We start from the raw sequence: 19,399 nt of genomic DNA on the forward strand, positions 1-19,399 counted from the left end.
GGATGAGCATGGGACTGACCTTTCTGGGCATCGAAAGCAGCTGCGACGATACCGCCGCGGCGGTGGTGCGCGACGACCGCAGCATCCTTGCCTCGGTGGTGGCAGGCCAGGCGGCGCTGCATGCCGATTTCGGCGGCGTGGTGCCCGAGATCGCCGCCCGCGCCCATGCCGAAAAGCTGGACCTCTGCGTCGAGGAGGCGCTGGCCCAGGCCGGGCTGCGCCTGTCGGACCTGGACGGCATCGCCGTCACCGCGGGGCCGGGGCTGATCGGCGGCGTGCTGTCGGGCGTCATGCTGGCCAAGGGGCTTGCGGCGGGCACGGGGCTGCCGCTGGTCGGCGTCAACCATCTGGCGGGCCACGCACTGACGCCGCGACTGACCGACGGCACCCCTTATCCCTATCTGATGCTGCTGGTCTCGGGCGGGCATTGCCAGTTCCTGCGCGTGGACGGCCCCGAGGATTTCACACGCCTCGGTGGCACCATCGACGATGCGCCGGGCGAGGCTTTCGACAAGGTGGCAAAGTTGCTGGGCCTGCCGCAACCGGGGGGCCCCTCGGTCGAGGCGGCCGCGCGGGCGGGTGATGCGCGCCGCTTCGCCCTGCCCCGGCCGCTGCTGGACCGGCCGGGCTGCGACCTCAGCTTTTCCGGGCTCAAGACCGCTTTGCTGCGCCAGCGCGACGAATTGGTGGCAGCACAAGGCGGCCTGCACGAACAGGACCGCGCCGATCTTTGCGCCGGCTTCCAGGCGGCGGTGGCCGAGGTTCTGGCCGAAAAGACCCGCCGTGCCCTGGCGCTGGCCCCCGCCCCGGTGCTGGCCGTGGCCGGCGGCGTCGCGGCCAACCAGACCCTGCGCACGGCCCTGCAAGCGGTTGCGGCCGAAGCGGGCGCAACCTTCCTCGCCCCGCCGCTGCGGCTTTGCACTGACAATGCCGCGATGATCGCCTGGGCCGGAATCGAGGCATACGAGGCGGGCCGGCGCGACGGCATGGATCTGGCCGCGCGCCCGCGCTGGCCGCTGGACCAAAGGGCCGCACCCATGCTGGGCGCCGGAAAAAGGGGGGCCAAGGCATGAGCGTGGCGATCATCGGCGCGGGCGCCTTCGGCACGGCGCTGGCGGTTTCGCTGGCGACCAAGAGGCCGGTGACGCTTTGGGGCCGCGACACGGAATGGGCCGGCACGGGCGAGAACCCGCGCCTGCCCGGCGTGCCCCTGCCGCCGGCGCTGCGCGTCACCGACCGGCTGGACGAGATCACGGCCGAAACCGTGCTGCTGGCGCTGCCCGCGCAGGTGCTGGGCGGCTTTCTGGCCGAGCACGGCGCGCAGTTCGACCGCCGCAACCTGGTCAGCTGCGCCAAGGGCATCGACCTGGCCACGCTGACCGGGCCTTCGGCACTGATCGCCGCCGCCTGTCCGCAGGCGACGGTAGCGGTGCTGACCGGGCCCAGCTTTGCCGCAGACATCGCCCGCGGCCTGCCCACCGCGCTGACGCTGGCCTGCGCCGATGCAGGTGCGGCCGAGGCGCTGCAACGCCAGCTTTCCACCGCCACGCTGCGGCTTTACCGCACTACCGACGTGACCGGCGCCGAACTGGGCGGGGCGCTGAAGAACATCATCGCCATCGCCGCCGGTGCCGCCATCGGCGCGGGCTATGGCGACAGCGCGCGCGCCAGCGTCGTCACGCGCGGCTTTGCCGAGATGCTGCGGCTGGCCACCGCGCTCGGCGCCCGGCCCGAGACGCTGCCGGGCCTGTCGGGCCTTGGCGATCTGGTGCTGACCTGCACCTCGGAACAATCGCGCAATTTCCGCTATGGACTGGCGTTGGGATCGCGCCGGCCCTTCGCCGCCGGCACCACGGTCGAGGGTGCCTCGACCGCCCGCGCCGTCACCCAGCTTGCCGAAAGGCTGGGGATCGAGATGCCGATCTCGAATCTGGTCGCGGGTCTTGCCGAGGGCCGCATCGCCATGGAACATGCGCTGGACTTTCTGCTGAACCGCCCGCTCAAGGAGGAATGATGCCCCTTTTCGCCGTGATCTGCCGCGACCATGCCGGCAAGCTGCAAACCCGTCTCGACACCCGCGAAAGCCATCTGGCCTTCCTGGGCGCGCAGCCCGGCGTCAAGCTGGCCGGCCCCTTCGTCGAGAACGGCCAGCCCTGCGGCTCGCTGCTGATCGTCGAGGGCGAAAGCTTGACCCAGGTCAAGGAATGGGCGGCACAGGACCCCTACAACGCAGCCGATCTGTTCGCCTCGGTCGAGGTGATCGAGTGGAAGAAGGTGATTGGCTGATGGCGTATTGGCTGTTCAAATCCGAGCCCGACGTCTTCAGCTTCGACGACCTGATCGCCAAGGGCGAGACGGGCGAGCAATGGGACGGCGTGCGCAACTACCAGGCCCGCAACAACATGCGCGCCATGAAGAAGGGCGAGCGCGGTTTCTTCTATCACTCGAACATCGGCAAGGAGATCGTCGGCATCTGCGAGGTGGCGGCCGAGGCGCATCCCGACTCGACCGCCGACGACCCTAAATGGGAATGCGTCGATGTCCGCGCCGTCGCCCGCGTCCGGCGCCCGATCTCGCTGGACGAGGCCAAGGCCGAGCCGCGGCTCAAGGACATGGTGCTGGTCAACAATTCGCGCCTGTCGGTGCAGCCGGTCTCGGATGCGGAATGGGAGATCATTCTGGAACTGGCCGGCGGCACCGAGGCGCTCTGAACGCACCGCCAGGCACCCATTCGGGCGACCCAGGGAGGATATATGGCACGCGCACCCAAACCCATCGTGGATCGGCCGACGACGAAACGCATCGGCGCGCTTCGGGCGCTCTGGCCCTTCATCCTGCCCTATCGCGGGTTGCTGGCGGCGGCGTTGCTGGCGCTGACGCTGACGGCGGGGATCAGCCTTGTCCTGCCGCTGGCGGTGCGCCGGGTGGTCGACGGCTTCGACGCCGGCGCGCATCTCCTGGATCAGTATTTCGGCGCGGCCCTGGCCATCGTGGCGCTGCTCGCGCTGGGGACCGGCATGCGCTATTACCTCGTCACCCGTCTGGGAGAGCGGGTGGTGGCCGATATCCGCAAGGCCGTGTTCAAGCGCGTCATCGCCATGAGCCCGGCCTTTTACGAGCGCGTGCTGACCGGCGAGATCATCAGCCGCATCACCACCGACACCACGCTGATCCAGTCGGTAATCGGCTCGTCCGTCTCGATCGCGCTGCGCAATTTCCTGATCCTGGTCGGCGGCATGGTGATGCTGGTCTGGACCTCGGCCAAGCTGTCCGGCCTCGTGCTGCTGCTGGTGCCGCTGATCGTAGTGCCCATCGTCGTGCTGGGGCGGAGGCTGCGGAAACTGTCGCGCGAGAATCAGGACTGGATCGCGCTATCCTCGGGCGCGGCCTCGGAAAGCCTGCTTTCGGCACAGACCGTGCAGGCCTTTACCCAAGAGGGGCCGACGCGCGCACGCTTCGACGACGTGACCGAGCGCTCCTTCGATTCGGCGCTGAGCCGGGTCAGGACGCGGACGGTGATGACGGTGATCGTGATCTTTCTGATCTTCTCGGGCGTGCTGGGGGTGCTGTGGATCGGCGCCCGCGACGTGCGGTTGGAGATGATGACCGTGGGCGAACTGGTGCAGTTCGTCATCTATGCGGTGCTGGTCGCCGGCGCCGTGGGCGCGCTGTCCGAGATCTGGGGAGAATTGCAACGCGCCGCCGGCGCGACCGAACGGCTGACCGAGCTGCTGACGGCGCAGGACTCGCTGACCGATCCGGCCGAGCCGATTGCCCTGCCCCGCCCGGTCAAGGGCGCGATCCGGCTTGACGACGTGACCTTCCACTATCCCTCGCGCCCCGACCGTTCGGCGCTGGAGGGGGTCACGCTGGACATCCAGCCCGGCGAGACGGTGGCGCTGGTCGGGCCTTCGGGCGCCGGCAAGACGACGGTGATCCAGTTGCTGCTGCGGTTCTGGGATCCGGATTCCGGGACGGTGCGCATCGACAACATCGACCTGCGCGACATGACCCGCGCCGATTTCCGCCAGGCCATCGCATTGGTGCCCCAGGATCCGGTGATCTTTGCCGCCACGGCGCGCGAGAATATCCGCTTCGGCCGCCCCGACGCCTCGGATGCCGAGGTCGAGGCCGCCGCCCGCGCCGCCCATGCCGACGAATTCCTGCGCCTGCTGCCCGAGGGTTATGACAGCTTTGTCGGCGAGCGCGGCGTGATGCTGTCGGGCGGGCAAAAGCAGCGCATCGCCATCGCCCGCGCCATCCTGCGCGACGCGCCGATCCTGCTTCTGGACGAGGCGACGTCGGCGCTGGATGCCGAATCCGAACGGCTGGTGCAGCATGCCGTGGACGAGCTGGCCCGGACCCGCACCACGATCATCATCGCCCATCGCCTGGCCACGGTGAAAAAGGCCGACCGGATCGTGGTCTTCGACCATGGCCGCATCGTCGCCCAAGGCCGGCATGAGGAGTTGGTGGCGCAGGGCGGGCTTTACGCCCGGCTGGCGCGGCTGCAGTTCACCGAAGGCGTGACGGAAGAAGTCGCCTGAGGGCTGCGCAAACCCGCGGATCCGAGCGCCTATCCGGCGCAGCGTGGTTGGTCACGGCTACCCGCGGACCCCGCACGGAAAGGCACCGCAACCGCTGCGCATCGACCTTGCAGGGCGCGCCGCCGGCTTAACGCGGTGCGCTATAGACCGCCGCCCAATAGACGGTCTTGCCATCCGCCCCCAGCGCCTTGCCGATGCCGTAATGCCGGACCTGCGGGATCAGGATATTGGCCAGATGCCCGCTGGAGCGCGACCATTCCACCAGCACGCGATCCTGCCCCCAGGGGCCGGCGGCGATATTCTCGGCCGCGATGCTGGGCCTGTAGCCCTCTTGCTTCAGCCTCTGCATCGGGCCCTTGGTCTTGCCGCCCCGATGCGACATCGTCCCACGCTTGGCCATGTCGCAAGCATGGCGGGCTGCCGCCATGGCAAGGTCCTGGTTCGGCTTCAGCGGCGCCAGTCCGCGCGCCTGGCGCGTGGCATTGGTGGCACGCGCCGCTGCCTCATTTTCACGCATGGATGTCTGGTAGCAGGTGACGGCGCCCGGCATGGCTTCTGCCCCCGCAACGGACTTCGTCGAGATTCGCGCGCCCTCCCCGGCAACGGCAGGAGCCGCCATCAATCCAAGAAAAGTCGCCAAAACCAGTGATTTGCAGTATTCGTTCAAGTTCTATATCCTTTAGCCTCGCAAAAACTAGGAACCGAGAGCCCGTTTCTCAACCCTAGATTGCTTAAATTTGTCTGGAACCGCAGCTTCGGCGAAACGTTGCCGCCCGAGATGCAACTTGAAAGGAGTGGCCATGGCCATCTGGGATTTCGTGAAGGACGCCGGCAAATCGCTTTTCGGATCCGAAGCCGAAGCGCAGGAGGCACCCGCCCAGCCCGCGCAAAGCGATACCGACCGCAAGGTGGCCGCGCTCAAGGCCGAATTGTCCGCCCTGGGCCTGACCGGCAAGGACGTGCATCTGACCTTGCGCGGCGATACGGTGGTGATCTCGGGCAAGGCGCGCGACCAGGAAACGCTGGAAAAGCTGATCCTGGCGGTCGGCAACATCAAGGGCATCGCCCATGTGGAACTGGCCGACGGTGCCGGCAGCGAAACCCCGGCCCCCTCGACGCAACCCGTGTTCCATACCGTGCAGAAGGGCGAGACGCTTTCCGCCATCGCGCAGAAATACCTGGGCAAGGCCAACCGCTATCCCGAGATATTCGAGGCCAACAAGCCCATGCTCAGCCACCCCGACAAGATCTATCCCGGCCAGACCCTGCGCATTCCCCAGGCCTGATTCCCCGCCGCGACGCTGCGTTTCGGCATCCCCGTGGCGTCGCGGAATGCTTGCCAGCATGCTGATTGTTGGACCATTCTGCCTAGCGGCGGGGCATGACCCCGAAAGGGAGAACGGGAGGTAAAGGAATGGCAAGGTTCGCAAGCGTCGCAGACCGCGATGCGGTCGAGGCGGAGATGCCCTATGCGGAGCGCCAGGTGCCGCATACGGTCTATCAGGCCCTGACCGAGACCCGTGACCGCCATCCCCAGCGCCCCGCAATCAGCTTCCAGCTGTTCTCGGACCCCAAGGCTCCGGCCCGCACGCTGACCTGGACCGAGCTGCACGAGCGGGTGACCGAGACGGCGAACCTGTTCCGCAGCCTGGGCGTCGGGCCGGACGATGTCGTCGCCTATCTGCTGCCCAATTGCATCGAGGCGCCGGTCGTGCTGCTGGCGGGCGCGACGGCGGGGATCGTGAACCCGATCAACCCGTTGCTGGAGCCCGACCACATCGCCGCCATTCTGCGCGAGACCGGCGCCAAGGTGCTGGTGACGCTGAAAAGCTTCCCTAAATCCGAGGTCGCCCAGAAGGCGGCCGATGCGGTGGCCCAGGCGCCGAACGTGCAGACCGTGCTGGAGGTTGACCTGCGCGGCTACCTGACCGGGGTGAAACGCCTGCTGGTGCCGCTGATGCGACCCAAGGTTACCGCGCGGCATCACGCCAAGGTCATGGATTTCGACGCCGCCGCCAGCGCGCAGAAGCACAACCGCCTGACCTTCGACGAACCGGCCGAGGATCGCGTCGCCGCCTTCTTCCACACCGGGGGCACCACCGGCATGCCCAAGGTCGCCCAGCACAAGCAGTCGGGCATGATCTATAACGGCTGGCTGGGCGGAACGCTGCTGTTCACCGAAACCGACGTGCTGATGTGCCCGCTGCCGATGTTTCACGTCTTCGCGGCCTATCCGGTTCTGATGTCCTGCCTGATGTCGGGCGCGCAACTGGTCATGCCGACGCCCGCAGGATATCGCGGCGAAGGCGTGTTCGACAACTTCTGGAAGCTGATCGAGCGCTGGCAGGCGACCTTCCTGATCACCGTGCCCACCGCCATCGCCGCGCTGATGCAGCGCTCCGTGAATGCCGATGTCTCTTCGCTCAAGACCGCGATCTCGGGTTCTGCGCCCTTGCCGATCGAGCTTTACAACCGCTTCAAGGCGGCGACCGGGGTCGAGATCGCCGAGGGCTACGGGCTGACCGAGGCGACCTGCCTCGTGTCCTGCAACCCGATCAACGGGCTCAAGAAGGTCGGCTCGGTCGGCATCCCCCTGCCCCATACCCATGTGCGCATCCTGCAACGCCGGAACGGCGGCTTCCACGAATGCGCCACCGACGAGATCGGCGAGATCTGCGTGGCCAATCCCGGCGTCTTCGAGGGCTCGACCTATACCGAGGCCGACAAGAACCACGACCTTTTCGCCGAAAGCCGCTTCCTGCGCACCGGAGACCTCGGCCGGATGGACGCCGACGGCTACCTGTGGATCACCGGGCGGGCCAAGGACCTGATCATCCGCGGCGGCCACAACATCGACCCCGCCGAGATCGAGGATGCGCTGCTGTCCCATCCCAAGGTCGCCGCGGTGGCCGCCATCGGCCAACCCGATTCCTTTGCCGGCGAGCTGCCCTGCGCCTATGTCGAGCTGATCGCGGGCGCCGAGGTCGGGCTGGACGAGTTGATGGAGCATGCCCGCACCCATATCCACGAACGCGCCGCAGTGCCGAAGCATGTCGAGATTCTGCCCGAGCTGCCCAAGACCGCCGTCGGCAAGATCTTCAAGCCCGACCTGCGCAAGCTGGCGATCCGCCGCGTCTATGACTCCGCCCTGGCCGAGGCCGGGCTGGCGGCCGAGGTGGGCGAGGTGGTCGATGACCGCAAGCGCGGCCTGGTCGCCCGCATCCGTCCCAAGGGCCAAGTCGACCGCAGCGCCGTCGAACAGCTGCTGGGCCAATACGCCTTGCCGTGGGAGTGGGTCGGCTAGTCCAGTTCATGCACAAGCGGGGTGCGCGCGCACAAAGGCTGGAAATGTCTAAATTGTTCGCATAAAAGACCATGAACTATCTATTCATGGACCAAACAATTGAAGCTCCAGCAACTTGGAAAGATCGAGCCAGACCCTGACCACGGCTGGTCCCGCGAAATCGTTCAAGTCCACGACGCCGTTGTCGTCCCCCCGACGACGATGATCGGCCGCCCGATCTGCGGCGTCGTTTCGGACCTTGGGGACTGTCCCCATGCGGCGACATGGCGCGGCGGCATTCGAATGACGCGTGCCGTCACCGAAAAGACCGGACCTGGCAAGCGCCTGAAGGGCAAGCATATGTGGGGCGGCCTTTATTATGGCCATTTCGGCCATTTCATGACCGAAACCATGTCGCGCTGCTGGGCATTCGACCATGACGAGATCGAAACGGTCATTTTCGTTCCCAAGCACCCCGACCTGCAGGATTTCCAGAAGTATCAAAGCGAATTTTGGGAACTTCTGAATCTCAAGGTCAAGGTCACCATCGCCCGGGAGCCGATCAGCGTAGAGGAGCTTTATGTGCCCGGGCAGGGCTTTGGCCTGGGTCGAATTGCCAAGGGCACTCCCGAATTTCGTGCCAGGATGCGCCAGATTGCGGATCGCCTGCCGGCAGACAATCCACGGAAGATCTATATCTCGCGCACGAAATTCAACGGCCGCGGGGGAATTGTTGCAGAATCCGTCATGGAACGCAATATGATCCGCAATGGCTATGAGATCATGCACCCCGAAAAGATGGCGCTGACCGACCAGCTTCGTTACTACAAGTCCGCAAGCCATATCCTGGGGGTGGACAGTTCCGCTTTTCATATCGCCGGAATGGTGGCGGATCCTTCCAAGAATATAGGCTTCATCTTGCGCAGGGATAACAATGCGCATGAATCCATCGCCGCCCAAATTCAAGGAATGATAGGCCGCGATCCCGAGATCATCGATGCATTGGCTGCAAACTGGATGGATCCGCTTCAGGATAAGTCCAACCACCTGAGCTGGGGTGAAATCGACCATGGCAAGCTCGCCCTCGATCTGGTCGAAAAAGGGTTCATCGATAGTGCCGAGGGTTGGGAAAGCCCGAGTGAAGAAGAAATCGCAACCAGCGTCGAGGAAGCCAGCAAGCGCGCCAAGGTCGCCTTGACGAGATCGCCGAGAGATGTGGCGGATCATGAGTCACCGCAATAATTTCAGCCGCGTTTCGGCAGAGAAATAGTAGCCACATAACCAGTGGGGATCAGGTTTTGGTCAAAGAGCAGGACATCAACATCGTAGGCGTATGCCGTTTCTCGATGCTGGGCCGGGGCGATTGGAAGGCTTATCGCAATCAGCCGGAAGAGGCGCTCGAAGAGATTTACGCCGAGAAGGTCAAGGAACTGTTCGAGCCTCGCCGCATCGAGGCCAGGCTTGCGACGTTCCAGCACCTGACGCTTCGCTCGCTGACGCATCAAACCGATCCGAATTTCAGCTTCCTGGTCGTCTCCTCGGATCGCATGCCGGAAAAATACAGGCGCCAGCTGGCCGATATTTGCGCAGCGGATAAGCGGGTGATCCTGAAGTTCGTTCCACCGATGCATATCTCGGATGCGATACGCATGGTCGCCGAGGAACAGGACTGGTCTTTACCCAATTCGGTTCAGTTCCGACTTGATGACGACGACTGTGTTTCAAAGGAATACATTCGCCGATTGCGCCGCCACGCCTCGGGAATGTGGCGCAATGGTAATTTCGGAATCAGCTTTTCGCAGCAATATTATTGTATTACGGATGGCCCGACAGAGGGTATCTACGACTGGTATAGCCCTTTCTTCAGCGCAGGTGCAGCAGTTCGCAGCGCCGGCCGAACCATCTTTGATTTTGGCCACTACCAGATCCCGCTCAGGATGACGGCCGTGACCGATCCGCATTTCCCGAATATCGTTACCCATCGCGGCGACAATGACACGCCCCGGCATGCGCCCGAGATTCTGCGCAAACGCGGCATGCGCAAAGCACCGCATTCAGAACTTCAGCGTATATACGAGCGCCATTTCGACTACCTGACCACCGAAGGGCTCGCGTTGTGCAGATTCGATACTGCGATAACGCCCGCGGCTGCCGAGACGACGGAAGCACCACCGGAAATGTCGCAAAAGACCACGCCCGAAACCATCGAGAAATCGGAAAGCGCAACGCAACCTGCATCCACGGTTGCCGGAAAAGCGCCCGGAAAACGCCGCGCGCGTTCATCAAAGCAGGAAAGCGCATCCTGAGCGGCAGGGGATCGAAGCTTGAAAGGGCCGCTGCGATTTCGCAGCGGCCCTTATCTTGTCAGCGCGTGAACTTCTTGTATTTCACCCGCTTCGGCTCGATGGAATCCGGGCCCAGGCGGCGGACCTTGTCGGCCTCGTAATCCTCGAAGTTGCCTTCGAACCACTCGACATGCGCATCGCCCTCGAAGGCGAGGATATGCGTGCAAAGTCGATCGAGGAAAAAGCGGTCGTGCGAGATGATGACCGCGCAGCCGGCGAAATCCTCCAGTGCCGCCTCCAGCGCCTGCAGGGTCTCGACATCCAGGTCGTTGGTCGGCTCGTCGAGCAGCAGCACGTTGCCGCCGGATTTCAACAGTTTGGCCATGTGCACGCGGTTGCGCTCACCGCCTGAAAGCAGGCCGACCTTTTTCTGCTGGTCGCCGCCCTTGAAGTTGAAGGCGGAAGCATAGGCGCGGCTGTTCATCGTCGCATCGCCCAGTTCGATCTGTTCGGCCCCGCCCGAGATTTCCTCCCAGACGGTCTTGTTCGGGTCCAGCGCATCGCGGGACTGATCGACATAGCTGAGCTTCACCGTGTCGCCATAGGTGATCTCGCCCGCGTCGGGCTGTTCCTGCCCGGTCAGCATCTTGAACAGCGTCGATTTGCCGGCGCCGTTCGGGCCGATCACGCCGACGATGCCGCCCGGCGGCAGGCTGAAGGACAGGTTCTCGATCAACAGCTTGTCGCCCATGGCTTTCTTCAGCCCGTCGACCTCGATCACCTTATTGCCCAGCCGCTCGCCATTCGGGATGATGATCTGGGCGTTCGACAGCTTTTCACGCTCGGACTGGCTGGCCAGTTCGTTATAGGCGTTGATCCGGGCCTTCTGCTTGGCCTGCCGCGCCTTGGCGCCGGCGCGGATCCATTCCAGCTCGCGTTCCAGCGTCTTTTGCTTGGCCTTGTCCTCGCGCGCTTCCTGCTCCAGCCGCTTTGCCTTCTGCTCCAGCCAGGCCGAGTAGTTGCCCTCGTAGGGGATGCCGCGGCCGCGGTCGAGTTCCAGGATCCAGCCGGTGATGTCGTCCAGGAAATAGCGGTCGTGGGTGACGATCAGGATGGTGCCGGGATATTCGATCAGGTGCTTTTGCAGCCAGGCGATGGTCTCGGCGTCCAGGTGGTTGGTCGGCTCGTCCAGAAGCAGCATGTCCGGCTGTTCCAGCAGCAGCTTGCACAGCGCCACCCGGCGGCGTTCCCCGCCCGAGAGGCTTTCCACGTCGGCATCGTCCGGCGGGCAGCGCAGCGCCTCCATCGCGATGTCGATCTGGCTGTCGAGATCCCAGAGGTTCTCGGCATCGATCTCGTCCTGAAGCTTCGCCATTTCTTCGGCGGTTTCGTCCGAATAGTTCATGGCGAGTTCGTTATAACGGTCCAGCTTGGCCTGCTTGGCCTTGACGCCCTCCATGACGTTGCCGCGCACGTTCAGCGCCGGGTCAAGCTGCGGCTCCTGCGGCAGGTAGCCGACGGTCGCGCCCTTGGCGGCCCAGGCCTCGCCGGTGAAATCCTTGTCGATGCCGGCCATGATGCGCAGAAGCGTCGATTTGCCGGCGCCGTTGACGCCGACGACGCCGATCTTGACGCCGGGCAGGAAGTTCAGGCGGATGTTCTCGAAGGTCTTCTTGCCGCCCGGATAGGTCTTGGACACCCCGTCCATGTGGTAAACGAACTGGTAGGAGGCCATGATCTTTCCCCGTCTCTGAAATCCGTATGAATCTGGCCGCTATGTAGTCGAGCAGGGGCGAAAGGGGAAGGCTCAGCGGAACTGTCGGGTAAATTCCGGGCCGAAGGCCTGTTCGAGAAAGCCGAACTGCGGCTCCAGCTTCTCGCGCAGCCGGGCGCGAGCCTTGTCGGGAACGACCAGCGTGTTGTCCGAGGCAAAGACCTTTTTCCCCAGGTCGCGATAGTCATGCTGCCGAAGGCCCAGGAAGTCCTCGACCCGGCGCAGGAAGCCCAGCGGATCGCGGGCGATCATGCCGAAAGGCAGGTAAAGCAGCCGGTCGGGACCGAAATGCGCGTTCCAGCGCGGCACATAACGCATGTAGTCGCCGCGATCCATCAGCACCGGGTCTTCGACCTCGGCCAGCCAGTCCTCGACGGTCGCGGGCTTTCGCCGGGCGCGGCTCAGGTTCATCTTCAGCTGCGAGATGGCCCGGTCGACCGGGTGGCGAATGATATAGACGAACTTGGCTTGCGGCAGGAATTTCGCCATGAAATCCACGCCTTCCGGCGGCAGGGTCGAATATTCCGGGGTGACGTCGATGGTCCTTGTCCCCTGCGGCGCCGGGGCGAAGACCAGCTTGTACCAATGGTTGGTGAACATCGGCTCGCGGGTGATGCGGTCCAGATAGCGCACCATGTCGCGCGGCATCTCCTCGCCGCGGGCGGCCCAGCGTTTCTCGATGTTCTGGCGGCCACGGCGAAAATGCCAGGGCAGCCATTTGCGATGCTCCTCGATAAAGCGATGGTTGAAGAACTGCACCTCCTTGAATGGAGGCGCCCAGACGTCGGGATGCTGGCCCAGCATCTGCGACAGCCAGGTGGTGCCGGCCTTTTGTGCACCGATGCCCAGGAAATCGGGCTTGCGGGGCCTGCCTTCGGGATCCCAGTTCATCCATGCCGCCTTGTTGTGTCGCAACCCCTGATTAAGCCAGCGGCGCGACTGCCACAACCGGAACGATTGTCGCCGCCTATAGCCGGCCCCAAAGATCGTATTCGCCCGCCTCGTCCACGGTGACGCTGACGATGTCGCCCGGGGCCAGATCCTCGAATCCCTCGTCGATGAACAGGTTGCCGTCGATCTCGGGCGCATCCGCCTTGGTGCGGCAGGTGGCGCCGTCGCCGTCCACGGCATCCACGATCACCTCGATGCGGCTGCCGACCTTGGCCGCCAGCTTCGCCTCGGAGATCGCCTGCGCCTTTTGCATGAAGCGGTCCCAGCGATCCTGCTTCACATCGTCGGGAACGTGATCCGGCAGGTCGTTCGCTCGCGCGCCCTTGACGTTTTCGTATTGGAAGCAGCCGACGCGATCCAACTGCGCCTCGTCCAGCCAGTCCAGCAGGGTCTGGAACTCGGCCTCGGTCTCGCCCGGATAGCCGACGATGAAGGTCGAGCGCAGCGTGATGTCGGGACAGACCGCGCGCCATGCGGCGATCTCGTCCAGCGTCCTCGCCGCCGCGGCGGGGCGGGCCATCCGCTTCAGCACGTCCGGGTGGGCGTGCTGGAAGGGGATGTCCAGATAGGGCAGCACCAGCCCCCCCGATTCCCCATGGGCGGCCATCAGCGGGATCAGGTCGCGCACATGCGGGTAGGGATAGACGTAATGCAGCCGCACCCAGGCACCAAGCTGCCCGAGGTCGCGCGCCAGGTCGGTGATATGCGCCCGGTGCCCGCGCTCGGTCGCGAACTTGCGGTCGAGCCCGTAGGCCGAGGTATCCTGCGAGATCACCAGCAATTCGCGCACCCCGGCCTCGACCAGCTTCTCGGCCTCGCGGATCACCGCATGGGCGGGACGGCTGACCAGCTTCCCGCGCATGTCCGGGATGATGCAGAACTTGCAGGCGTGGTTGCAGCCCTCGGAAATCTTCAGATAGCTGTAATGGCGCGGCGTCAGCTTGACGCCCGAGGCCGGCAGCAGGTCCACGAAAGGATCGGGACTGGGCGGCACCGCGTGGTGCACCGCATCCAGCACCTGTTCGTATTGCTGCGGTCCCGTCACGGCCAGCACCGACGGATGCGCGCCGGTGATGTATTCCGGCTCGGCGCCCAGGCAGCCGGTCACGATCACCTTGCCGTTTTCCGCCAGCGCCTCGCCGATGGCTTGCAGCGATTCCGCCTTGGCGCTGTCCAGGAAACCGCAGGTGTTCACGATCACCGCGCCGGCGCCCTTGTAGTCGGGGCTGATGGCATAGCCCTCGGCCCGCAGGCGCGTCAGGATGCGCTCGCTGTCCACCAGCGCCTTGGGACAGCCAAGGCTGACCATGCCGATGGTGGGCTGGCCCTCTCTCCGGCTGGTGTCGAAGATGGGCGCGGGGGCTAGATCGGGGCGCAACAGGGGCGGGTTCTGGCTCATGGCCGGCATATAATGCGGGGCGCGGCGCTTGTTAAGCGGCAAGCGCGGCTCGCCGGAACGTCATTTGGACTTGGGCGTTCGGCGAGGCATAGCAAGGGACATGAGCATGCGTTCTTTCCTGACCCACATTTCCATGGCACTTGCCCTGTCTCTGGGGCTGGGTGCCGGCATCGCCGCCATCCCCACCGCGGCCGAGGCGCAGCCGCGCGGCAAGCCCATCGTCATCATGAACAACCGCGGCGGCAATGTCGTCGACGCGATCCGCTACCGCAACAAGCTGGCCGCCAGCGGCCGCCCGGTCGAGGTGCGCGGCTATTGCCGCTCGGCCTGCACGATCTACATCACCCTGCCCAATGCCTGCCTGGGACCGAAGGCGACGGTCGGCTTTCACGCGCCGCGCATCCCTGGCACCAACATCATCCCGCCGATCGTGGACGAGTTGATGGCGCAATATTATCGGGGCGGCATCCTGCGCATGTGGAACACGCAATGGAAGCATTCGCTGAAAATGCACAAGATCTCGGCCCGGGACTATGTCCGGCTGGATCCGCAGACCCGGCTGTGCGGGAGGAAATAGCTGACAGGACCGCAGCATCGTGCCACACTTGCCGAAGTGGGGAGGAAACGAGGAGAGGGCACATGGTTCGACAGCGGATTCTCATCTCTGCCATGGCCCTGTTCTGGGCGACTGCGGCCGGAGCGCAAGGCGCGGGGACCGATTCCGCGCCGTTGCCGAAGCAAGGCAGCGCCGCCAGCAGCGTCGTGCAAATGGCGCCGGGGCCGCTGGATTGCGCGATCTGGGCCAACCGCGAACGGCTTGGCCCCACCTATCGGCAATTGGCGCAGGCGCAGGGACGCGAGACGGCGGAAACCTGGCTGAGCCAGCAAAGGACGGCCTTAAATCTCCATGCGGCCCGGATGGGCAAGGCAGCAGTGCCCTGCCCGGCCTGAGCCGTCATTCCCGCAGCCGCCAGCCGGTCAGGAAGATCCAGCGGATCGCACCCATGCAGACCAGGATCATCAGCGCCACCGCCGCCAGCGAAAGCCCGACCGGCACGTCGGCAAAGCCGAAAAAGCTCCAGCGAAAGCCCGAGATCAGGTAAAGCACCGGGTTGAGCTTGGCCACGCCCTCCCAGAAGGGCGGCAGCATCGAGGCCGAATAGAAGGCGCCGCCCAGGAACACCAGCGGCGTGATCACCATCATCGGCACGATCTGCAACTGCTCGAAATTCTTGGCCCAAAGGCCGATGATGAAGCCCAAAAGCGAAAAGGCGATGGCGGTCAGGAACAGAAAGGCCAGCATCCAGAACGGATGCGCGATATGGACCCCGGTGAACCAGAAGCTTGTCACCAGGATCACCAGCGCGATCATCACCGCCTTGGCGGCGGCGGCGCCGACAAAGCCCAGCGTGACCTCGATCCAGCCGGTGGGGGCGACGAGGATCTCATAGATCGTGCCGGCGAATTTCGGGAAATAGATGCCGAAGCTGGCATTGGCCACCGATTGCTGCAGCACGGTCAGCATCATCAGGCCCGGCACGATGAAGGCGCCGTAGGGCACGCCCTCGACCGCCTGGATGCGCCCGCCGATGGCGGCGCCGAAGACAACGAAGTAAAGCACCGTGGACAGCACCGGCGAGGCCAGCGACTGCCAGATCGTGCGGAAGAACCGCGCCATCTCGTGGCCGAAGACGGCGCGGGCGGAACGCCAGTTCATGCGGTTTCCTCCTCGACCAGCGACATGAAGATCTCTTCGAGGCTGCTCTGCTTGGTCGAGACGTCGCGCACGGCGATGCCGCGCTCGGCCAGTTCGGCCAGCAGATGGGCGATGCCGGTGCGCTCGGCCCGGGTGTCGTAGGCATAGCCCAGCTCCCGCCCGTCGGCGGACAGGACCAGCCCGCGCCCGGCCAGTTCGGCAGGCAGGGCCCGCAGCGGTTCGTAAAGCGAGACGGTCAGATGCTTCTTGCCGAACTCGCCCAGCAGCTCGTCCTTGGACTTGACCAGCAAAAGCTCGCCCCGGTTGATGACGCCGATGCGGTCGGCCATGTCCTCGGCCTCCTCCAGGTAATGCGTGGTCAGGATGATGGTCACGCCTTCGGCGCGCAGTTCCCGGACCACCTGCCACATCTCGCGCCGCAGGGCCACATCCACCCCGGCGGTGGGCTCGTCGAGGAACAGCACCTTGGGCCGGTGCGACAGCGCCTTGGCGATCAGCACCCGCCGCTTCATGCCGCCCGACAGCTCACGCGTCTTGGCCTCGCGCTTGTCCCATAGCGCAAGGCTGCTCAGCAGCCGCTCGATATAAGCGTCATCCGGCGGCTCGCCGTAAAGACCGCGGGTAAAGCGCACGCAGTCGATGACGCTCTCGAAGGGCTCCAGCGCGATCTCCTGCGGGACGAGACCGATGAGCTTGCGCGCCGCACGCCAGTCCTTGCGGATGTCGTGGCCGCCGACGCGGACCGTGCCGCCGGTCGGCACCACAAGGCCGCAGATGATCGAGATCAGCGTGGTCTTGCCCGCCCCGTTCGGGCCGAGCAGCGCCAGGATCTCACCCTCGTCAATCTGCAGCGAGACGTCGTTCAGCGCAACCGTGCCGCTGTCATAGCGCTTGGAAACATGGTCGATGTCGATGATCGGACGCATCCCGTCCCCCTGTTCTGGCCCGAAGGCCCGCGAATCCGCCGGGCAGGTTGGACCGCAACCGCGACCGGGCGCAATGCCGAAAACGCTTCGGCCCTGCCCCTGCCCTTGCGTCAGGCGTCAGGCCGCCGGCGCGGGCGTGGTTCCGGGCAGGCCGCCGGCCTCGGCCAGCAGGCGGTCGCTTGCGGCCTCGATCCGCGCCTCCAGCAGTTCCATCACCGCGCCGGAACGCTGGCCGACGGTGATCGGCGGCAGGAACTCGATCACCGCCGTGCCGCCCCGGACCGGGATGCCGCGCTTGGGCCAGAACAGGCCGCAATTCACCGCCACCGGCTGGATCGGCAGGCCGGTGGCGCGCTGGATCGTGCCTGCGCCGTGCTTGTAGGGCAGTTTCTGCCCCGGCCGGGTGCGGGTGCCCTCGGGATAGATGATCAACTGGCCCAGCCCGCCGGGGCGGGTGCGGGCGGCCTCGACCCCGGCGATGATCTGCTTCATCGCCTCCTTGCCCCGGGCGCGGTCGATGGGAATGCAGCCGACCTTGCGCGCGAACCAGCCCATGATCGGCACCCGCAGCACCTCGCGCTTCATGACGAAGGCGCGGCGCGGACAGGCGTGGGCCAGCGCGAGAATGTCGAGAAAGCTTTGATGTTTCGAGGCGACGATGCAGTCGCCGGCGGGCGGCGTGCCGCGATATTCGATGCGCACGCCCAGGATGACCCGCGCCGCGCCCAGCATCTGGCCCAGCCACAGGCTGGCCACGCGATGCGCGCGTTCGGGATGGACCAGCACCTGCGGCAGGCCCCAAAGCCCCAGCACCAGGGTCACCAGCGCCACGTAAAGGTAGTAAAGCACCGCACGCGGCCAGTCGAGAATCGAGGCCCGGCGCGGGTGATAGGCACTCATCAGCGCACCTCGCGCAGCATCTTCAGCGCCGCCCAGCGGGTGGCGACAAAGCCGATCGCGGCGGCCACGGGCGGGATCAGCAGCGGCCACAGCCAGCCCCAGCCCTGGAATCCCAGCCCGGTCAGGAAGCTTCCCGCCTGGTCCATCGAGGGCAGCGCCCAGATCGCCCCCATTCCCAGCGCCGTGCCCCCGGCCGCGCCCATGGCGGCACGGCGGGTAAAGCGGCGCACGAAGGCGGTGGCGATGGTGATGTCGCGGGCGCCGATCAGGCGCAGCACGCGGATCACCTGCCCGTTCGCCGCCAGCGCCGCCTTGGCCGCCAGCGTGATCATGGCACCCGAAGCCGCGCCGATCAGCAAAAGCGAGACCAGCCCCAGCACCCGCAGCCGGTTCGCGGCCGAAACCAGCGGCTGGCGCCAGCGGGTATGGTCGTCCAGTACCGCGCCCGGCGCCTCGCCCTGAAGCCGCAGGCGCAGCGCCGCGGCATCGAAACCGTCGGCGGCCTCGGTGATCTCGATCAGCCGCGGCACCGGCAGGGCCTCGACCGGGACATCCGGGCCGAACCAGGGCTCCAGCAGCCTTTCCACCTCGTCATCGGGCAGCAATCGGGCCTCGGCGATGCCGGGGGTCGTCTTCAGCGCCTCCATCACCGTGACGGTCTGCTCGTCGATCTGGTCATCGGGGGCCGAGATGCGCACGGTCACCGTCTGGGCCAGTTCGGTGGACCAGCGTTCGGCCAACCGGCCGGTGGCCAGCGCCAGGGCCAGGGCAAAGACGGCCAGAAAGGCCATGGCGGCGGCCGAGAATACCGTCAGCTGCGCGGTAAAGCCGGTCGGCGGCACCACGCGGTCCGTGCCCGCCGGGTCGGGCCGGGTCAGCCCCCGCCACAGCGCCGCCAGGTCCAGCGATTTCAGATCGGCTTTCTTCACAGGTCCGCTCCCGCCAGTTGCAGCCTCTTGCCCGCGATGCGCAGCACCCGCGCCTGCACCTGCTGCTTGGCGGCACGGATCAGGTTCAGGTCGTGGGTGGCGATCAGCACCGCCTTGCCAGAACGGTTCAGTTCGATCAGCAGCTGCAAAAGCCGCATCGACATGTCCCAATCCAGGTTGCCCGTCGGCTCATCGGCCAGGATCAGGTCGGGCGACATGATGACGGCACGGGCCAGGGCGGCGCGCTGCCGCTCGCCCCCGGAAAGCTCGGGCGGCATGGCGCGGGCGTGGCCGGACAGCTGCACCCAGGCCAGAAGCTCGCCCAGGGCCGGCATGTCGATCTGCTCGCCCGAAACCAGCAACGGCAGCGCGATGTTTTCCGCCACCGGCAGGTGGTCAAGAAACTGCGTATCCTGATGCACCACCCCCACCCGGCGGCGCAGCGCGGCGATGCCGTCGCGCGACAGCGTGCGCACGTCCTGGCCGAATGCCGTCATCTGCCCCGCACTCGGCATCAGTTCGGCATAGCACAGCCGCAGGAAGGTGGTCTTGCCCGCGCCCGACGGGCCGGTCAGGAAATGAAAGGAACCCGGCTGTAGCGTCAGCGACATGTCGGCAAGCAACGGATCGTTGCCGCTGTAGCCGAAGGACAGGTTCTGCATCTCGATCACTGGTGGTCCCTTTCCGA

20 protein-coding genes are annotated in these 19,399 nt (G+C 65.6%); 11 read left to right on the forward strand and 9 right to left on the reverse strand.

What is annotated here, in order from left to right; all coding sequences use genetic code 11:
• Positions 1 to 2: 2 nt before the first annotated feature.
• Genes tsaD through QPR87_RS17895 form a run of 5 tightly spaced genes read left to right on the forward strand, consistent with a single transcriptional unit; the run spans position 3 to position 4,547 of the window.
• Positions 3 to 1,073: a tRNA (adenosine(37)-N6)-threonylcarbamoyltransferase complex transferase subunit TsaD gene (gene tsaD, locus QPR87_RS17875; protein WP_285050671.1), complete on the forward strand. Its 1,071-nt coding sequence runs from the start codon at positions 3 to 5 to the stop codon at positions 1,071 to 1,073.
• Positions 1,070 to 2,014 carry an NAD(P)H-dependent glycerol-3-phosphate dehydrogenase gene (locus QPR87_RS17880; RefSeq protein WP_285050672.1) on the forward strand — a complete coding sequence of 315 codons (945 nt, stop codon included), beginning with the start codon at positions 1,070 to 1,072 and terminating at the stop codon, positions 2,012 to 2,014. Before tsaD ends, QPR87_RS17880 begins: the two co-directional genes overlap by 4 nt.
• Positions 2,014 to 2,286, forward strand: a complete 273-nt coding sequence (locus QPR87_RS17885; protein ID WP_411712008.1) for a YciI family protein — start codon at positions 2,014 to 2,016, stop codon at positions 2,284 to 2,286. Before QPR87_RS17880 ends, QPR87_RS17885 begins: the two co-directional genes overlap by 1 nt.
• Positions 2,286 to 2,711, forward strand: a complete 426-nt coding sequence (locus tag QPR87_RS17890; RefSeq protein ID WP_011748290.1) for an EVE domain-containing protein — start codon at positions 2,286 to 2,288, stop codon at positions 2,709 to 2,711. Before QPR87_RS17885 ends, QPR87_RS17890 begins: the two co-directional genes overlap by 1 nt.
• Positions 2,712 to 2,753: 42 nt before the next feature.
• Complete coding sequence (locus QPR87_RS17895) at positions 2,754 to 4,547, forward strand: ABC transporter transmembrane domain-containing protein (RefSeq protein ID WP_230999244.1); 1,794 nt, start codon at positions 2,754 to 2,756, stop codon at positions 4,545 to 4,547.
• 127 nt (positions 4,548 to 4,674) lie between these two features.
• Here QPR87_RS17895 and QPR87_RS17900 read toward each other — a convergent pair whose 3' ends face one another.
• Entirely contained in the window at positions 4,675 to 5,064 is a 390-nt protein-coding gene (locus QPR87_RS17900) for a CAP domain-containing protein (RefSeq protein WP_230999245.1), read from the reverse strand.
• A gap of 283 nt (positions 5,065 to 5,347) precedes the next feature.
• Between QPR87_RS17900 and lysM the strand changes: the two genes are divergently transcribed.
• The 4 genes from lysM to QPR87_RS17920 all read left to right on the forward strand — a co-directional run bounded on the left by lysM (position 5,348) and on the right by QPR87_RS17920 (position 10,136).
• On the forward strand, positions 5,348 to 5,833 hold the full coding sequence (lysM, locus tag QPR87_RS17905; protein WP_011748293.1) for a peptidoglycan-binding protein LysM: 486 nt from the start codon (positions 5,348 to 5,350) through the stop codon (positions 5,831 to 5,833).
• Between the two features lie 128 nt (positions 5,834 to 5,961).
• Positions 5,962 to 7,851 (forward strand): acyl-CoA synthetase, encoded by a 1,890-nt coding sequence (locus QPR87_RS17910; RefSeq protein WP_285050673.1) that lies wholly within the window; start codon positions 5,962 to 5,964, stop codon positions 7,849 to 7,851.
• Positions 7,852 to 7,950: 99 nt separating this feature from the next.
• Positions 7,951 to 9,072, forward strand: coding sequence for a glycosyltransferase family 61 protein (locus QPR87_RS17915; protein WP_158659321.1), 1,122 nt, complete (start codon positions 7,951 to 7,953; stop codon positions 9,070 to 9,072).
• A 56-nt stretch (positions 9,073 to 9,128) separates the two neighbouring features.
• Positions 9,129 to 10,136, forward strand: a complete 1,008-nt coding sequence (locus tag QPR87_RS17920) for a putative rhamnosyl transferase (protein ID WP_230999248.1) — start codon at positions 9,129 to 9,131, stop codon at positions 10,134 to 10,136.
• Positions 10,137 to 10,194: 58 nt separating this feature from the next.
• On the opposite strand, the gene ettA is transcribed toward QPR87_RS17920, so the two are convergent.
• The 3 genes from ettA to rimO form a co-directional block, all read right to left on the reverse strand.
• Positions 10,195 to 11,850 carry an energy-dependent translational throttle protein EttA gene (gene ettA / locus QPR87_RS17925; protein ID WP_011748297.1) on the reverse strand — a complete coding sequence of 552 codons (1,656 nt, stop codon included), beginning with the start codon at positions 11,848 to 11,850 and terminating at the stop codon, positions 10,195 to 10,197.
• A 72-nt stretch (positions 11,851 to 11,922) separates the two neighbouring features.
• On the reverse strand, positions 11,923 to 12,780 hold the full coding sequence (locus tag QPR87_RS17930; protein ID WP_285050674.1) for a sulfotransferase family protein: 858 nt from the start codon (positions 12,778 to 12,780) through the stop codon (positions 11,923 to 11,925).
• 76 nt (positions 12,781 to 12,856) lie between these two features.
• Positions 12,857 to 14,239 (reverse strand): 30S ribosomal protein S12 methylthiotransferase RimO, encoded by a 1,383-nt coding sequence (gene rimO, locus QPR87_RS17935; protein ID WP_285050675.1) that lies wholly within the window; start codon positions 14,237 to 14,239, stop codon positions 12,857 to 12,859.
• 106 nt (positions 14,240 to 14,345) lie between these two features.
• Here rimO and QPR87_RS17940 point away from each other — a divergent pair, with 106 nt between their 5' ends.
• Positions 14,346 to 14,816, forward strand: a complete 471-nt coding sequence (locus QPR87_RS17940; RefSeq protein WP_285050676.1) for a hypothetical protein — start codon at positions 14,346 to 14,348, stop codon at positions 14,814 to 14,816.
• A gap of 62 nt (positions 14,817 to 14,878) precedes the next feature.
• The gene (locus QPR87_RS17945) at positions 14,879 to 15,190 is read left to right on the forward strand and encodes a hypothetical protein (protein WP_230999251.1); all 312 of its coding nucleotides are present in this window, start codon (positions 14,879 to 14,881) and stop codon (positions 15,188 to 15,190) included.
• Positions 15,191 to 15,194: 4 nt separating this feature from the next.
• Here QPR87_RS17945 and QPR87_RS17950 read toward each other — a convergent pair whose 3' ends face one another.
• The 5 genes from QPR87_RS17950 to QPR87_RS17970 all read right to left on the reverse strand — a co-directional run bounded on the left by QPR87_RS17950 (position 15,195) and on the right by QPR87_RS17970 (position 19,382).
• A complete protein-coding gene (locus tag QPR87_RS17950) occupies positions 15,195 to 15,956 on the reverse strand; it encodes an ABC transporter permease (RefSeq protein WP_011748302.1) in 762 nt (253 codons plus the stop codon).
• Positions 15,953 to 16,882, reverse strand: a complete 930-nt coding sequence (locus QPR87_RS17955; protein WP_011748303.1) for an ABC transporter ATP-binding protein — start codon at positions 16,880 to 16,882, stop codon at positions 15,953 to 15,955. Before QPR87_RS17955 ends, QPR87_RS17950 begins: the two co-directional genes overlap by 4 nt.
• A 117-nt stretch (positions 16,883 to 16,999) precedes the next feature.
• The gene (locus QPR87_RS17960; RefSeq protein WP_104493595.1) at positions 17,000 to 17,782 is read right to left on the reverse strand and encodes a lysophospholipid acyltransferase family protein; all 783 of its coding nucleotides are present in this window, start codon (positions 17,780 to 17,782) and stop codon (positions 17,000 to 17,002) included.
• A complete protein-coding gene (locus QPR87_RS17965) occupies positions 17,782 to 18,711 on the reverse strand; it encodes a cell division protein FtsX (RefSeq protein WP_011748305.1) in 930 nt (309 codons plus the stop codon). Before QPR87_RS17965 ends, QPR87_RS17960 begins: the two co-directional genes overlap by 1 nt.
• Complete coding sequence (locus QPR87_RS17970) at positions 18,708 to 19,382, reverse strand: cell division ATP-binding protein FtsE (protein ID WP_011748306.1); 675 nt, start codon at positions 19,380 to 19,382, stop codon at positions 18,708 to 18,710. The genes QPR87_RS17965 and QPR87_RS17970 overlap by 4 nt, the downstream gene beginning before the upstream one ends.
• Between the last annotated feature and the right edge of the window lie 17 nt (positions 19,383 to 19,399).

It is taken from the genome of Paracoccus sp. SSJ, assembly GCF_030234105.1.
Classification (GTDB): domain Bacteria; phylum Pseudomonadota; class Alphaproteobacteria; order Rhodobacterales; family Rhodobacteraceae; genus Paracoccus; species Paracoccus denitrificans.

Bases quoted from the DNA above. Each gene is read 5' to 3' on its own strand.
- tsaD (WP_285050671.1), top strand. From the start codon at position 3: ATGAGCATGGGACTGACCTTTCTGGGCATCGAAAGCAGCTGCGACGAT.
- QPR87_RS17880 (WP_285050672.1), top strand. From the start codon at position 1,070: ATGAGCGTGGCGATCATCGGCGCGGGCGCCTTCGGCACGGCGCTGGCG.
- QPR87_RS17885 (WP_411712008.1), top strand. From the start codon at position 2,014: ATGCCCCTTTTCGCCGTGATCTGCCGCGACCATGCCGGCAAGCTGCAA.
- QPR87_RS17890 (WP_011748290.1), top strand. From the start codon at position 2,286: ATGGCGTATTGGCTGTTCAAATCCGAGCCCGACGTCTTCAGCTTCGAC.
- QPR87_RS17895 (WP_230999244.1), top strand. From the start codon at position 2,754: ATGGCACGCGCACCCAAACCCATCGTGGATCGGCCGACGACGAAACGC.
- QPR87_RS17900 (WP_230999245.1), bottom strand. From the start codon at position 5,064: ATGCGTGAAAATGAGGCAGCGGCGCGTGCCACCAATGCCACGCGCCAG.
- lysM (WP_011748293.1), top strand. From the start codon at position 5,348: ATGGCCATCTGGGATTTCGTGAAGGACGCCGGCAAATCGCTTTTCGGA.
- QPR87_RS17910 (WP_285050673.1), top strand. From the start codon at position 5,962: ATGGCAAGGTTCGCAAGCGTCGCAGACCGCGATGCGGTCGAGGCGGAG.
- ettA (WP_011748297.1), bottom strand. From the start codon at position 11,850: ATGGCCTCCTACCAGTTCGTTTACCACATGGACGGGGTGTCCAAGACC.
- QPR87_RS17930 (WP_285050674.1), bottom strand. From the start codon at position 12,780: ATGAACTGGGATCCCGAAGGCAGGCCCCGCAAGCCCGATTTCCTGGGC.
- rimO (WP_285050675.1), bottom strand. From the start codon at position 14,239: ATGAGCCAGAACCCGCCCCTGTTGCGCCCCGATCTAGCCCCCGCGCCC.
- QPR87_RS17940 (WP_285050676.1), top strand. From the start codon at position 14,346: ATGCGTTCTTTCCTGACCCACATTTCCATGGCACTTGCCCTGTCTCTG.
- QPR87_RS17945 (WP_230999251.1), top strand. From the start codon at position 14,879: ATGGTTCGACAGCGGATTCTCATCTCTGCCATGGCCCTGTTCTGGGCG.
- QPR87_RS17950 (WP_011748302.1), bottom strand. From the start codon at position 15,956: ATGAACTGGCGTTCCGCCCGCGCCGTCTTCGGCCACGAGATGGCGCGG.
- QPR87_RS17955 (WP_011748303.1), bottom strand. From the start codon at position 16,882: ATGCGTCCGATCATCGACATCGACCATGTTTCCAAGCGCTATGACAGC.
- QPR87_RS17960 (WP_104493595.1), bottom strand. From the start codon at position 17,782: ATGAGTGCCTATCACCCGCGCCGGGCCTCGATTCTCGACTGGCCGCGT.